Genomic DNA, 15223 nt, shown 5'->3' on the forward strand with positions numbered 1-15223 from the left:
ATCGCGGGAATTTTTCCAATTTCTTACCGGAATTTCTCGGGAGCGTGAGGATGCCGCCCCCGATGCCGGCTGTGTCATCGCCGGGACGCCAATTGCGAAGCCTCGGTAGGCGCCCGCCCACTTTCAAATTTGATCGCCCGGCGTGTTGCACCGAGCGACCAGAGTCACTGCGACCGCTTAGCGCGCGGCTTGCCGTACGAACTCGAGCCCTTTTACAAGATAGCTCCGAAAGAAATTCGGGTGTTCGCACATGGGGAAATGACCCAGCCCATCCATGACGAGGTGGAGGCATCCCGGAATAAGTTCGGCGAGCCTGGCCCCATCCGTCGGAGTGGCTGAGTAGTCATAGTCGCCCGAGAGCAGCGCCACCGGGGTGCGCGACGGGTCAATCCGGGGAGTTGTCACTGCTCCGTCGAACTCGTCGCTGTAGAAGGAAAGATCGCCTGGGTAAACTCCGGGTGCTCCCTGCGAATAGATCCAGCTTGACCTCCTGCGGTCCCCTGCGGGGCTGAGTGGGCTCATGATCCCTCTGACATACGCCGAGTTATGAAGTGAGCCGTGTACGTTTACGTTGTGCTGGTATGGGTTCCGGCGTCCCTTGGAGCGGAAAGGTGGCTCGATCGCCACGATCCCGAGGACATGCTCCGGCCGTTCCGCGGCGAGAACCAGCGACATTGCCGCGCCCATGGACCCACCCGCGACAATCGCCTTTTCGCGAACCACCTGTTCGAGTATGGCCGTGCACCATTTCAGGTACAGCGATGCCGTGAGCTTGTAGGGTGCGCCGTCCCATGTCAGCGGCGGCATGGACCGACCGTGGAATGGTAGGTCAACCGCGATCAGCCTGTAGTTTTTCGCAAGCTCGGTGTCCGCCAGCTGAGGCAAGAATTGGCGGCTATCCGCTCCGGCGGTGTGGAGAAACAGGACCGGCACCCCCTCGCCTGCTTCTTCGTAATATATTTCATGGGGGACGTCATCGATATCGACGACGGCATACTGCCCCCGGATTTGACGCAGGTCGCGTTGCGCATGCTCCGCTTTCATCTCGGGGGACGTTACGACGAGCTCAATCACCCGTTCCAGAGCCGGGCGTGCTTTCGCGAGGGCGAGCGGTGAGCCGGCGATCTCGAAGAGAGGGTTTGCAAGCTGTAACGCCGTGAAGGAATGAAAGGTGGCGGGCGGCGGCGTCATCAGAAGCTGCTCCCAGGCGTCTGCAGTGGCCCTCACTGTCACCTGGGGGTCATCGCTTTCCCCCCAGATCGCCGCGCCGCCTTCAGCGAAATTGAGGGCGATCACCTGATCGCCGACGTAGAAGGCGATGTCCATTGTCAGGTCCGGAGTGAGCCGGGGCAATTCCGGATCCCCAAGAGCCTCCGCCATGCGGGACCGCAATTCATTAAAAGTGCCCAAAGCAACCTCCCTGTTCGAACGAGCGCCAGGCCGCACGCGTCGGCAGCGCCATGACTTCGAATAAGCAGATTATCAGACAATCTGTCAATACCGGCTGTTGCCGCTTCCTTTAATCGCCGTCGTTTTCGGAGGTTTTACGAAGGTAGTCCAGTGCGACCTTAGCCGCCATGTCGATGTGGTACTTGCAGGCTGCGGCGGCTTTCGCTCCGTTTCGGTCAGTAATGGCCGCAGCGATCTCCTTTATCTCTTCCACACTGTGGTTCAAGCGCCCCGGCTGCGTCATCGACGTCATGCGCAGAAGAGTCACCCGATTGTGGAGCGATGTCAGCATTTGCTTGACGAAGACGTTTCCACTCCCTTGCATCAGGCAATCGTAAAACGCGGTTTTCGCCTTGATGAGCCTGCTCCCACCGCCGCTTGCCGCCGCTTCCGCAAACTCAGCAACCGCCTCATTGAGTGTATGGATATCCTGGGCGGTTCCGTTTTCAGCGAATTCCTTTCCGGCATAGCTCTCTAGCAAAGCCCTGACGCTGTAGAGCTGAGCGGCTTCTTCGTAAGTGATAGTGCTGACGACGGGACCGCGGTGCGGATAGCTGGTAATGAGGCCCTCGGCCTCGAGTTGTCGAAGCGCCTCGCGGATTGATGTCCGTCCTACACCGATCGACTCGCAGAGTTCTCGCTCAACGAGGCGCTGACCCGGCTTGAAACGGCCGCTTGATATCGCCTGCCGCAGTTTATCTTCTACCTGAGTGCGCAATGTGGCACTCTGTCGTGCAATCTGTAAATCCATATCACCCATTGGATCCAAAAGTCCGTTTTACCAAGGCCGAAAGCGGCCGTGCAAGTCATGGTACTATATGGTGGGTTATCCTGGTGAGACAACCCGATTGTCTGACAAAAGCGAAGAACGCCTCAGCTTTATCTCTTACCGGACATTCCACGCGTCCCCATTACCGTAGAACCTTTGCAAAAGCGAGATCGGGTGACAGCGATGGAAAACCCGTCAGGACTGCGGGATCATGGCCTGGAACAAGTAAGCCGGACGGTCCTGATAGTTCACGGAGCGTTCGGTATCCCTCCAGTACGTCGGCGTAATCGGCAAAAAGCGGAAAGACGTCGTCATGCTCCAGATAGCGTTGAAAATGGAGTGCGTCCGATGCGATGACGACGACTTCATCGCCATCGTCCAGCCTCACGACCTGAAGGCCTTTGGAATGACCGCCGACGAGATGGATGGTGAGTCCCTCCATAATCTCGCCGTTCCCGTCGTGGAAGCGCATTCTGCCGGAAAACGTCAGGCGGACCGCATCAACGACGGCGTCCACTGCGAAGGGACGCCGAAGACGATCATGGCACATGCATCGTCCTGTACCGTAGGCCATCTCCCGATCCTGCAAGTGGAACAGGGCTTTGGGGAAGTCCACAAGGTTTCCCGCGTGATCATAGTGGAGATGCGTGATAACGACGTCGGTAATGGACGATGCGGAAATCCCGAGCTGGCGAAGCGCCTCGACCGGATGGATCAACATGGTCCTCCCGCGCCTTTCAGCCTCCTGCGGGCTAAACCCGGTGTCAACCAGGATCAGACGTTCACCATGGCGGATCAACCAGACGAAATACTCGATCCTGCCCGGGGCGTCGTGGGGATCTCCTGCTTCCAGGCCGAGTTCGCTAACGGGCCGAACCGCAGTGCCGTAATGTATCGCCAGGACTTTCCAGTCGTTCAAATTCTCGCTCCTTCCGCAGGCTCAGGGAACCAGCAGATGCCGGATCACCTCGCCACGGTCTAACCGGTCGAAGGCCTCGTTGATTTCCTCAAGCGGGCCAGTGCTGGACAGCAGTCTCTCCACGGGCAACCTGCCTTTGAGGAACAGGTCGATATAACGGGGAATATCGCGCGAAGGCACGCAGGACCCCATGTAGCTGCCTTTGATGATGCGTTCTTCCCCGACAAGAGGAAGCGGCGAGATCTCGAATTTGGTGTTCACGTTCGCCAGACCCGCTGTGGCTGTCGTGCCGCCGCGCCGCGTAATGCCATAAGCGGTTTCGAACGCTTTGCTCGACCCTGCCATCTCGATGGCGTAGTCCACTCCCCCGCGTGTCGCTTCCTTGACCTCGCCGACCACATCCGGCGAGGTTGCCAGGAAGGTACGCGTCGCGCCCAGCGACCTAGCCAGCTCAAGCTTTTCCGGCATCAAATCGATGGCGACGATCTCGCTTGCTCCGCTGGCCACCGCTCCGAGGACCGCCGACAAGCCCACGCCCCCAAGGCCGATGACGGCGACCGACTGTCCCGGCTTCACGCCACACGTGTTTACGACCGCACCGACGCCTGTCATGACGGCGCATCCGAACAGGGCCGCCATCGTGACGTCCACATCTTTGGTGATCTTGACGACCGAGTGCGCCGACACGATCGCGTATTCCGAAAACGCCGATACGCCGCTGTGATGGTTGATATCGTAGCCGCGAAGACGGATATGCTTGCTACCGTTCAACAATGTCCCGGCGGCGTTTGCGCGATAGCCAGGCTCACAGAGGCTAGCGCGTCCTCCCGCGCAGTAATCGCAGTGTCCGCAGATCGGCAGGAACGACATCACGACGTGATCGCCAACCTTCACTGTATCGACACCGGGTCCGATTTCTTCGACGATGCCGGATGCTTCATGCCCCAACGCGACAGGCAGCGGGCGGGGCCGGTCGCCGTTTATCGCCGACAGGTCGGAGTGGCACACACCAGCGGCCTTGATTTTGACCAGGACCTCAAGATTGCCCGGAGGCGTCAGATCGACGGTCTCGACACTGAGAGGTCGCGAACTTGCATACGGCTTGGGAAGCCCTGACTCTCGGAGAATGACGGATTTCATCTGCATTGTCGTGTATTCCTATCTCGAGAGCATCTGCATGGCGGCGGGTACGTAGCGGAAGCCTTCCCGCTCCCGGGCGACGTTGCCGAGCCCGGGCCACGCAAAGTGATAGGACATCACTGGTATGCGGTCTGTCGCGAGCATATCCAGCACCCGGGTGCGCGAGCGCGCCGAGAGCTTGGGATCGGTGTCGTACTTGAACTCCATCCACGGGCGTTCCATCAGCAGGATATGATGATGGGTGAGATCGCCGAGGAAGCAGAGCCGATCGTTGTCAGACTGCATGAGGAAGCAAAAGTGGCCCAAGGTGTGGCCTGGAGCGTGCACCGCTTGCACGCCCGGCAGGAACTCCTGACCGTCCACGAAATGCGCTATCCGATCACGGTGTGGAAGAAGGTTTCTCCGGGCATTTTCCACCTGAGCCTTGAAACCGGCATCAAGCTTGCCTCCGTCGGTCCAGTCATCGAAGTCGCTTTCGCTTATGAAGATCTTCGCGTTCGGAAAATTAAGCTTGCCGTCCTGATCGCAAAGTCCGCCGGTGTGGTCGATGTGTGCGTGGGACAACACCACGGCATCGACTTCCAAGGGGTCGATGCCTGCCTCCTGCATGCTTTTCAGCAAGCGGCCGGTCGTCGGCCCGAAAATCTTCGACGTCCCCATCCCGGTGTCGAACAGGATGGTCTTTCCGTTAATTTTGACCAGCGGGATGTTCTGCTCGAGGGTTACCGACGAACTGGACAGGAAGTTCCTGTCGAGCATTTCCGTCACTGTGGCCGCGTCGACTCCGAGAAAATTCTCCCGCGGGTCGCCCAATTCCAACGGTCCGTCCGAAAGCACCGTTATTTCGCCGGTTCCGAACTTGAACGGATAGAAATAGGGCAACTTAGTCTGATGCGCTTGGTCATTGAGCACGCCGGATATCCTCCCAGATTGGCTGTACCATTTGACAGATTGTATGAAAATCTGTCAACAGAATATTGATGATAGTCTGTCGTCAGGAAACGATCGAAAGCATGTGACCCCTCGGCCTGCCGATGTTGAACTGTTCTATCTGCTGCATCAGTCGCTGGGTCTCCTTTGTGAGTTCCTGAGTGGCGGCGTGGGCTTGCTCGGCGATGGCAGCGTTTCGCTGGGTGCTGTCATCGATCTCGCCGACGGCCTGGTTCACTTCGATAAGCGAAGCCGCCTGGTCCCTGCTTGCCGCAGCGATAAGCTCAACCCTTTCGGAAATTCCGGCAACATTCGACGATATTGCAATGAGCACCCTGCCCGCCTCGTTCACCAATCGCGATCCCGAGGCGACTTCCTCGGTCGATCTTGCGATGAGTCCCTTGATTTCCTGGGCGGCTAGAGCCGACCGCTGGGCAAGTTCCCGGACTTCTTGGGCGACGACCGCGAAACCCTGCCCGGCTTCTCCTGCTCTCGCGGCCTCGACGCCGGCATTGAGTGCCAGGAGATTGGTCTGGAAAGCGATCTCGTCGATTACGCCGATGATTTGCGAAATGCGCCCGGAAGCCGCTTCTATTCGGCCCATAGCGTCGACCGCGTTCGTGACCACTGAAGCAGACGCATCCGCGGCCTGCTTGGTTTCCTTTACAAGCCGGGCTGCGGCCTGCGCCTGCTCTGTCGACGAATGCACCGTCGCGGTGAGTTGATGAACCGCAGCCGCTGTCTCCTCCAACGACGCGGCTTGGCGCTCGCTGCGGCGGGAGAGATCATCGGCGCCACTGCTGAGATTGTCTGCATTTTGCCGAATGAGCACGATGTTGCCGCGAAGTTCCGACATCGTCGCCTGCAAGCGCAGCAACGAATTGTTGAAGTCTTTTCGCAACTGTTCCAGCCGCCCGGAGAACGGTTGATCGATCGTGCTCGAAACATCACCGTTGGATAACCTCTCCAGCCCAGCGGCAAGACTGTCGACGGCGTCGCCGATCTGTTTGTCGATCTGGGCTTTCTCCGCCTCGTTGTGCCGACGTTCAGCTTCGGAAGCTGATCGTTGACGATCCGCGTCGTTCTCGATCTCGATTTTCCTTACGGCATTCTCCCTGAAGACACAGAGTGCCCGGGCCATTTCTCCGAGCTCATCAGCGCGCTCAGAACCGCCGATCTCTATGTCAAGGTCCCCTTCGGACAAACGCCGCATGTCGTCGGTCAACCGGACGACAGGTTTCTTGAAAGTCGCAATCATCCCGAAGCCAGCGAGAAGCGCGACGAGGACGCCTGCAAATATCGTGATGAGGGCAATGCCGTTCGCACGGGCCGTCTCTTCGATGGCCCTGGCACGCTGGGCGTCGGCAAACGTCGTGAGGTGGCCCCATATGGTGTTCAACTGGTCTGTCGTTTGCCTATATTGCGCACGCCTGACTTCCGAGATCTCGACGAGCTTCGCACTGTCCTGCGTCATACCCTCTACCGCCGGAGGGACCGTATTCTGGACTGCCTTGAAAAGGTCGAGATCGGAAGCGGCACTCCAGATGTCCAATATCTCCTTCTTCGTTCTGTCGAAGTTCTGGATGAGTTGCGCGCGGTTTTGTTCGGTAGGGTCGGCTATGAAGCGCGCAAGGTGTATCCTGATGAGATAGCTGGAGTCCGAAAGTCTTCGGCTGCCGTCCAAGGCGCTGCTGATCTTGGCCAAACGTTGGTCGAGACCTGCGAACTCGACGATTGCTTTCTTTGTTTGCTGGTTCGCCACCGCGTTAATCCCGACGGAGATTTCCTTGAACGCGGACATTGCGGTGTCGAGGCCTACGGCGTTGTCCGATGCGGCGCCCTGCGACAGAATTTCTGTTACGCTTTTCACCGCGCCGTCGACCGAGCTCGACAGTTTTGTAGCGTCCGACGGCAAGGAAGCCCGCAGATTTCGGGCGCTTCGACGCAACTCGCCCACTTTGCCGCGCAAATATTCGAGTTTCAGCTCGGTCGTTCCGGCGGATTGGTAGCCCGCGGCAAAATCAAGGAAGAAGGTTGCATAGCCTGTCACCCTGTCGGCATCGCGCAACATCGATTTGGCGGCGCCCTCGGACTGCTCGCCGGACTTCCTCAACTCGTCAGCTAGCCTGAGCATTTCATCCTGCGACCAAACCAGCGATTCAGAATGATTGGCGATCGAGGTTATCAGTTGCTCTTCGCTTTCATGGATGCTCCAGAGAGAGCCAAAATTGTCCACCACGTCCCGCATAATCGCGTTTGCCGACAGGAGGCCTTCGCTTTCCCCCGTAGCTCCGGCATTCGTCACTAAAGCTTGCAGATGCGATTGCTGGGCGAGCAGGTCAGCCTTCACGCGATCGCGCCTTTCTTCCGACGCCTCATCGAGAAACTCTCTCATCGAGGCGGAGACGTCACGGAAACCCGAGAGCACCTGCATCACCTGGCTCGAGGTTTCCAGGCGGCTTTGTAGGAGACCCGCGGCGTAGTGCCCCAAAAATCCCACCGCGCAAATGCTGATTATGAAAGGCAGTACGAAAATGATTACTTTTGTCTGTAGCCGGAAACGGGACAACAGCCTGTCCATCGTGGTCCATCCTTGTCCATAGGCGGTGAAGAAGCTTCATCAATCGGGATCCGCCTCCGATGGAGACATCGAATCATCAATGACGACACGAGGCTGCGCGACTGAGGATTGTCTGTCAACAGATTGTCTGATAGCATGTTCAGGTTTTCAAATTGTCTCGCGAACTTGCGGAGGAATAACTCCAGAACCGGCGCTGCCGCAGCCGGCACAACTTTCACCGCTGACATCGATCAAACCGCGATGTCCTTGTTTTCAGTGGAAAGCGGTGACGTCATCTCGGCCACGTGAAGGCTGCGAACATGTCGTCGTCGTGGTGACGGCGCCTTGGTGAACAAACGGGCCTTCCTTCTCATGGATGGACGGCTCCACGGATGACGCCGACCTCACCAGCTTTCCCAATATGCATATAGAGATGCCCGATCTGGGAACGGTAAGTGTTGAGATTGAGGAAGCAGAGAAGATGACTGATACGAGAGCATTGCTCGATAATATGACCTTGGCCGAGCAGGTCTCGCTACTTTCCGGCGATACGTTCTGGTCTTTACCGCCCATCGACCGCCTAGGGATAGGGAGATTGCGCTTGACGGACGGCCCCAACGGCGCCCGCGGGGCGGGGTCTTTTGTCGGGGGTGTGACTGCAGCGGCTTTCCCGGTAGGCATTGCCATCGGAGCGAGTTGGAACCCGGACCTAGCCAGGGAAATCGGCAGTGCGCTAGGTGACGAGGTTCTTTCCAAAGGGGCTCATGTCTCGTTGGCGCCGACCGTTAACATCCAGCGCAGCGTCACAAACGGCCGCAACTTTGAGTGTTTCTCTGAGGATCCGATACTGACGGCGGAACTTGCCGTCGGCTATATCGAAGGTCTGCAGTCCAAGAAAGTGGGTGCCACGATAAAACATTTCGCCGGCAACGAGTCCGAGATCGAACGTACAACCATCTCTTCAGATATCGATGAACGCACTCTGCGCGAAGTCTACCTAATACCCTTTGAGGCGGCGGTGAAGCGGGCAAAGGTCTGGGCCGTGATGTCTTCATATAACAAACTAAACGGTACTTACACGGCGGAAAGCCATTGGTTGTTGAACGAGGTACTACGCGGTGACTGGGGTTTTAACGGCGTGGTGATGTCGGACTGTTTCGGCTCGCGTTCGACCGCACCCACCGTGAATGCTGGGCTGGATCTGGAGATGCCGGGCCCGACCCGCGACCGCGGCTCCAAGCTTCTGGCGGCGATCGACGCGGGCGAGGTAAGTGTCGAGACCGTCCGCGCCTGTGTGCACAATATCCTGACCCTGATGGAACGCACCGGCGCAATCAACGATCATCGCGAGTTTAAGGAGTACGCCATTAATCGGCCGGAACATAGGGCACTCATCAGGCGCGCGGGAGCGGAAAGCGCAGTTCTGCTACAGAATGACGGCATCCTGCCATTGGCTCAGCAAGGTACGGTCGCCATCATTGGACCCAATGCCAAGATCGCGCAGGTTATGGGAGGCGGCTCGGCGCAGTTGAACCCCCACTATGTCGTCAGTCCGTGGCAGGGGCTGGCGGACGCCCTGGGTGAGGAGAACGTGTGCTACGCTCAGGGTTGCAGCAATTATCGGTTTCAGCCGCTGATCGAAAACCCGACAACCTTCGAATTTTTCCAAGAAAGGGAGCTTGCTGGCGAGCCCGTGAAGGTTATCGAGGAACCGTCGAGCCTCGGTGTATGGTTGCCCCCCGTGGCCGGGGGCCTAGTCGATCCGTATCGCTTTTCCGCCCGAATGCGCACCGTATTCACAGCCTTAGAAGCCGGCGTCTATCGCGTCGGCCTGACCTCGGCCGGGCTTGGTCGGGTCTATGTGGACGGCAGGCTTGTGGTGGACGCCTGGGCTTCCTGGACACGTGGTACCACATTCTTTGAAGAAGGCTGCGAGGAGGTCGTGGGCGAAATCACGCTCGAAGCCGGCCGTACATACGAGGTCGTCGCCGAGTACGCCCGGCACGATCACGTCAACCTCTATATCGCCGCAATTCGGGTAGGAATAGGCAGGTTTTCGGCCGAAGCGGAGATTGCCGAGGCAGCAGCCGTCGCCGCGAAGGCTGATCATGCGGTAGTCTTCGTGGGCAGAACGGGCGACTGGGATACCGAGGGCTCCGATCTCCGCGGCATTGCACTTCCTGGTCTGCAGGACCAGCTTGTTGAGGCGGTAATTGCGGCCAATCCGAACACGATTGTCGTCCTACAAACCGGTGGACCGGTGGAAATGCCCTGGCTTTCCGGTGCTCGTGCAGTACTGCAATGCTGGTATCCCGGTCAGGAAGCTGGCAACGCGATCGCCGATGTGCTCCTTGGCAAGGCCGAGCCCTCGGGCCGACTGGCACAGACTTTCCCCGTGCGCTGGGCTGACAATCCCACACATACCGAGGATGACGCGGTCTATCCAGGCAAGAATGGCCATGTGCGATATGACGAAGGTGTGTTCGTTGGATATCGGCACTACGATCGCCAGGACATTAAGCCACTGTTCCCCTTCGGTCATGGTCTCGGTTATTCAAGCTTTGCGATGTCAGACCTGACGGTGGGGCTGCCGGATCCTGCCGGCGCGGTGACAGTGACACTGGGATTGACCAACGTCAGCGAGCGGCCAGGTTCGGCAGTGGTGCAAATCTATGTGGGCGATGTTGAAGCATCTGTACCCAGACCGGTTAAAGAATTGAAGGCCTTCTCGAAAATCGGCCTGGAACCCGGTGAGAAACGAAGGCTCAGTTTCATTCTTGACGCCCGAACATTTGCCTTCTTCGACACGACCGAGCGGTGCTGGCGGATAGAGACGGGGGAATTTGCAGTTATGGTTGGGTTCTCGGCCACCGACATCCGTTTGAGTGGAACTGTCACGCAAAAGGGCGCTGTCTTAGCGCTCTAATCGTGCAGAGAATCAAAGACTACGTTTGGCGGTGGTTGAGTCCCAAAAAAAGAGCGCAGTGGCGGTGAAGCTCGGTGAATGAGTGAATGAATGGCTCAAGACGGGCGATATTGTCATCGACAGGAAGGATACCGACCTTCATAGGCGGCGAAGATGGCGTCGGAAGCGTTGGCGGACACGTTCGCGACAGCGTCGGTCCTACGCTTTTTTTTGATGCCTTTCGCAGTCTCTCGAACTGAGCTCACGCTAGCCGCGAGATCGGAATCCTCAATCATATCGAGGGCTGCCACATTCTCGTGCAGTTCGGCTCGACCGATCTCCTTCAGGACATATGTATCGAGCAGAAATTTCAAGCTTAGTCATCCAGCGCGCTAAGATCGGGAGCACCGATCCACCCGAGCGATATCGTATCCGCCGGTGCGAAGATTGCGGGCAGCAAAGGTGGATCTCGATCGCCCAACCCTGATCATTTCTGGCAATGAGAAATCTTGTTTTCGGACGCGGAGCCACGGACAGACGCCGTCGATCTGTGCCGAAACTTGAGCCTGCAGCCCTTTCCAGGTATCTATCGGTCGAGAGCGCAAAATTACAGGCACAGGATGCGGCGATGCTGAAAACCGACACCCGCCAAGCAAATTGGCGCCGTGCTAATCCAGCGAAATATGATGCTCATCTTGCTGTACAGCGAGCTGTAAAGGCAGGCGAGCTGGAAAAGCAAACATGTGAGGTCTGCGGGATTGAAATGGTCGACGCCCATCATGATCAATACGACGACCCTTTAAAGGTGCGCTGGTTATGCCGACGGCATCACACGAGGCTTCACCACTACGGCGAGGATATGTTTCCGATCAGGAATGGCCTTTAGGTGCGGTCCGCCGATCGCTCTTGATTTCAGTTGGCGTTCCCGCGAGACTTGATGTCTAGCAACGCGATGAAGGCGCACACTGCTTGTTGCGTAACTTCCGCCATGTGATGATTTCGTTCGACTGCCCTCCGGATAGGATTGACGCGAAGGTATTGCCCTCGCGCCCTTCTCTACCACTCAGTCCAACAGGCTAAGATGTAGTGGCTCAGGAAAATACTCGAAGCCCTCTCCCGCTATGCCAACGTGCCCGTAGCCCGGCCATGGGAAGTGGTAGGACATGAAGGGTATTCTATTGGAGGCCAGCATTTTCAGAATGCGCACACGCGATTGAGCCGACAGTTTGGGATCGGTATCGAACGCAAATTCCATCAAAGGCTTTTCGAACAGAAGCACAGGATGATGAGTGAGGTCGCCGCCATAGCACATTGTCTTTCCTGCTGATTCAATCATAAAGCAGCTATGGCCGAGTGTGTGTCCAGGAGCGCTAATGGCATGAATACCAGGAAGAAACTCTTGTTCGTCCTGGAAAAAAACCATGCGGTCCCGCACGGGTTTGAGGTTGTGGATCGCGGCTTTAACAAGACCGTTGAGATCGCCTCCAAGTTTTTTCTCGTCGGTCCAGAAATCGTAGTCGGTTTGGCTGATGTACACCTGGGCGTTTGGAAACGTTGGTTTCCCGTCGTCGCCCCAGATTCCGCCGACGTGGTCCCAATGAGCATGCGAACAGACGACAGCGTCAATATCTTCCAGCGCAATATTCGCGGCGGCCAAGCAAGACTTGAGACGGCCAGTCGTCGGGCCAAATTGCTTAAGCGATCCCATCCCCGTGTCGAACAAAATCAGCTTGCCACCGATGTTTACGACAGGTGCGTTCTGAGCGAGAACGATCTCATCCGTGGGCAGGAAGCTGTGGTTTAGCATGGATCTTATCTCGTCGGCCGGGACGCCGAGAAAGCTTTGTGTCGGGTCGCCGAGCGGAAGTGGGCCGTCTGATACGATGGTTACCTGGGCGTCCCCAATGGCAAATCGATAAAAGTCCGGAGCTTGTGCCCCGGAAACGGGGCTCGCCCTAGCGTGAGCCGCTATACTGTTCGCACCCAAAACGGCTCCACTCAAAGCAGCTCCCCCTGCCAATAGTAAGTTGCGGCGGTCGATCTCGAAACGTTCATTTCCCATTTCACTCCTCCCCATTTGTAAAAAAGCGTCTGCAGACCGCGCTTGTCTTGCGACGGATTTCGGCTTTGTCTGCATTGGAAAGGTATCAAGTGGCAGGTCTACGACAATTGAATTGCAAGTCCATTTCAATGAGCATCGCTCAACAAATGATCTCGCTCGGACCTGCGATTAATCAATCGAAACAAGCGGTTTCGGGGTACCGCGTTGCTCCGGCCATCAGATCTCGTTGGCTTACGGTGAGTTCGAAAGAACTCTTGGCTCCCTGACTGCGGGACGCGGCTCGCATCCGAGTATCGGCAAGATTATCGTGGATCGCCTTGGCTGCCTCTTTGTCATGTGAGTGGCTCTGCGTCAGGTCGCCAACTGTGTTCATTAAGCGGTAGGAGGATAGATGTTACCTCTTCCCTCGAAGAGCGCACCGCTCCTTGAGGAAGAAGCCACGGAAAACCGCGAGGACGTAACGATCTTCCGGTGGGCGCTACATTCCTTCCCGGGCATATTGCGGAGCCAGCAGCATGCTTCTGAAGCACGTTGCCAGCCCGGCATTCCGCCTTATCCGACATGGTTACGATCGTAGAATGGCCGACTTCTCTACCGGCCGCCTACGGTCGCACGTCATAGGAAGCCGATCGAGATCCAGGGCACCGCTGCGACGATCGCAAGCCCGAGAAGCAGGGCGATCATGTACCCCCACAGCGGCTTTATCCCTTCCACCGGGTTCACACGGCCGATTGCACAGGCGGCATAATAACCGACGCCGAACGGCGGGAGGAACAAGCCCACTCCCATGGCGAGAATGACCACGATCGAATAGTGCACGTCGTGGATCCCTAATCCCTTGGCGATCGGAAATACCAGAGGTGCGAACAGAACCACCGCGGGAATGCCTTCCAGCACGCTACCGAGCACAATGAACGCGACGATCGACACGATCATAAAGATCGGCGCTCCTCCGGGTAGACCCGCCATCGTCTGAACCAGCCCACGCGAAAAACCCGATTGAGTTAGGCACCAGGCCACAGCCGTTGCCGCCGCGATGATGAAAAGGATGGCTCCGGACAAGACCGCCGTTTCCACCAGCATCGGACCCACCCGCTTCCAGTCGAACCGGCGGTAAATGAGGAGGCCTGCCAGCAGCGAGTAGGCAATGCCGATTGTCGAGACTTCCGTGGCGGTAGCAACGCCTTCGACAACCGCTGTACGGATGATAAAAGGCAGGGCCAAAGCCGGAAGCGCAATCAGGAATGTGCGGAAGATCTCCCTGGCCGGCGGCTTGCGAAAACCCGACATGTCCTCGTTGCGATAGCGCCACCAGACGACAACGCAAAGCATCAATCCGCAGACGAACGCCGGCAAAAGACCGCCTATGAACAGGGCCGAAATCGATACGCTCGTAACCGATCCGATGGTGATCAATACGAGGCTCGGCGGGATCGTCTCCGTCTGCGCACCCGTAGCCGCAAGCAGGGCCACGAGATCACCGGGCTTTGATCCTCTCGCTTTCATCTCCGGGAACAGTGCCGGGGCGACAGCAGCCATGTCGGCGGTCTTCGAACCCGATATCCCAGACACCAGATACATTGCCGCGACGAGGACGTAACACAGGCCGCCTCTGACATGTCCGAGCAAGGACGCCAGGAAGTTCAGCATCGCTTTTGCCATGCCCGTAACCTCCATCAGCATACCCAGCAGCACGAACAGCGGGACCGCCAGCAGGAGAAGATGCGACATTCCCTCGTCAAGCCGACCCGCGATCACGCTTATCGGACGGCTCGTACCCAGAGCCACATAACTGATGGCAGCGAGAGCGAACACGAACGCGATTGGTACGCCGCTCAGCACACCTAGTGCGATGAAGACTACGAAGAAAAGCACGAGGTTCCAGTTGCCCATCGCCATGATCAACGGTTTCGCCGCAATCGCCAACCCTATCAAGCATGCGGCTACAAGGACTCCGATCAGGAAATCGCTCAGCCTGATGCGCTGAAGGGCATTGGTCACGCCAAGGATAAGCATCAGGCCAAGTCCGATCGGAAGACCAAACGAACGCCATGCGACCGAAACCTCCATCGCGGGAGTGACGACCGGAACTTCATGAAGAGCGTAGACCGTGGCCTTGGGTAGAAGAAGCACGCAGACCGAAAGGCAAAAGACAAGTGCAGCCACCTCCAGTCTTGCCTTTACGACGGGCGGCATCGCGTCCGCGATAACGCCCATCCTCATGTGCTGTCCGCGGTGAAAAGCGAGGACCGCGCCCACGATCGAAAGCCAGAGGAACAACATGGAGGCGAGCTCGTCCGACCAGATGAGCGGCTCGCCCCATGCATAGCGGGCGAAGACGCCCGCCGACAGCACGAGTACCTCGACGACAACAAGTGCTGCGGCGATCAATTCAATCAGGCGCACCACGCCCGCTTCAGCTTTGGCCAGGACTGGCCACGCGCCAATCACCGGGGGGCTGACATTTTCAGAAGTAGCCATGTCAACGC

Annotated in this window: 11 protein-coding genes; 2 read left to right on the top strand and 9 right to left on the bottom strand. The window is 57.8% G+C overall.

Going from position 1 to position 15223, the window contains the following annotated elements; genetic code table 11:
* Window positions 1-177: 177 nt before the first annotated feature.
* From G9X64_RS12765 to G9X64_RS12790, 6 genes are all read right to left on the bottom strand, one after another.
* Window positions 178-1410 carry an alpha/beta fold hydrolase gene (locus tag G9X64_RS12765; protein ID WP_064843770.1) on the bottom strand — a complete coding sequence of 411 codons (1233 nt, stop codon included), beginning with the start codon at window positions 1408-1410 and terminating at the stop codon, window positions 178-180.
* Between the two features lie 109 nt (window positions 1411-1519).
* Window positions 1520-2209: a GntR family transcriptional regulator gene (locus G9X64_RS12770; RefSeq protein WP_007636440.1), complete on the bottom strand. Its 690-nt coding sequence runs from the start codon at window positions 2207-2209 to the stop codon at window positions 1520-1522.
* Between the two features lie 151 nt (window positions 2210-2360).
* Window positions 2361-3137 (bottom strand): N-acyl homoserine lactonase family protein, encoded by a 777-nt coding sequence (locus tag G9X64_RS12775; protein ID WP_064843771.1) that lies wholly within the window; start codon window positions 3135-3137, stop codon window positions 2361-2363.
* Window positions 3138-3158: 21 nt separating this feature from the next.
* Window positions 3159-4283 carry a zinc-dependent alcohol dehydrogenase family protein gene (locus G9X64_RS12780; RefSeq protein WP_064843773.1) on the bottom strand — a complete coding sequence of 375 codons (1125 nt, stop codon included), beginning with the start codon at window positions 4281-4283 and terminating at the stop codon, window positions 3159-3161.
* A 12-nt stretch (window positions 4284-4295) separates the two neighbouring features.
* On the bottom strand, window positions 4296-5189 hold the full coding sequence (locus G9X64_RS12785) for an MBL fold metallo-hydrolase (RefSeq protein ID WP_096771800.1): 894 nt from the start codon (window positions 5187-5189) through the stop codon (window positions 4296-4298).
* An 82-nt stretch (window positions 5190-5271) separates the two neighbouring features.
* Window positions 5272-7788, bottom strand: a complete 2517-nt coding sequence (locus G9X64_RS12790) for a methyl-accepting chemotaxis protein (RefSeq protein WP_064843775.1) — start codon at window positions 7786-7788, stop codon at window positions 5272-5274.
* A gap of 460 nt (window positions 7789-8248) precedes the next feature.
* Between G9X64_RS12790 and G9X64_RS12795 the strand changes: the two genes are divergently transcribed.
* On the top strand, window positions 8249-10693 hold the full coding sequence (locus tag G9X64_RS12795; protein ID WP_171376653.1) for a beta-glucosidase: 2445 nt from the start codon (window positions 8249-8251) through the stop codon (window positions 10691-10693).
* Window positions 10694-10806: 113 nt separating this feature from the next.
* On the opposite strand, the gene G9X64_RS12800 is transcribed toward G9X64_RS12795, so the two are convergent.
* Entirely contained in the window at window positions 10807-11046 is a 240-nt protein-coding gene (locus G9X64_RS12800) for a hypothetical protein (RefSeq protein ID WP_064843777.1), read from the bottom strand.
* Window positions 11047-11300: 254 nt separating this feature from the next.
* Between G9X64_RS12800 and G9X64_RS12805 the strand changes: the two genes are divergently transcribed.
* Window positions 11301-11558, top strand: a complete 258-nt coding sequence (locus tag G9X64_RS12805; RefSeq protein ID WP_081284274.1) for a hypothetical protein — start codon at window positions 11301-11303, stop codon at window positions 11556-11558.
* A 177-nt stretch (window positions 11559-11735) separates the two neighbouring features.
* Here the strand turns inward: G9X64_RS12805 and G9X64_RS12810 are convergent, their stop codons facing one another.
* Together G9X64_RS12810 and G9X64_RS12815 are read right to left on the bottom strand one after the other, a co-directional pair.
* Window positions 11736-12734 carry an MBL fold metallo-hydrolase gene (locus G9X64_RS12810; protein ID WP_088395910.1) on the bottom strand — a complete coding sequence of 333 codons (999 nt, stop codon included), beginning with the start codon at window positions 12732-12734 and terminating at the stop codon, window positions 11736-11738.
* A 615-nt stretch (window positions 12735-13349) separates the two neighbouring features.
* The gene (locus G9X64_RS12815) at window positions 13350-15215 is read right to left on the bottom strand and encodes a TRAP transporter large permease (protein ID WP_064843783.1); all 1866 of its coding nucleotides are present in this window, start codon (window positions 15213-15215) and stop codon (window positions 13350-13352) included.
* Window positions 15216-15223 lie beyond the last annotated feature (8 nt).

The organism is Rhizobium sophorae (assembly GCF_013087515.1).
GTDB classification, from domain to species: Bacteria; Pseudomonadota; Alphaproteobacteria; order Rhizobiales; family Rhizobiaceae; genus Rhizobium; species Rhizobium sophorae.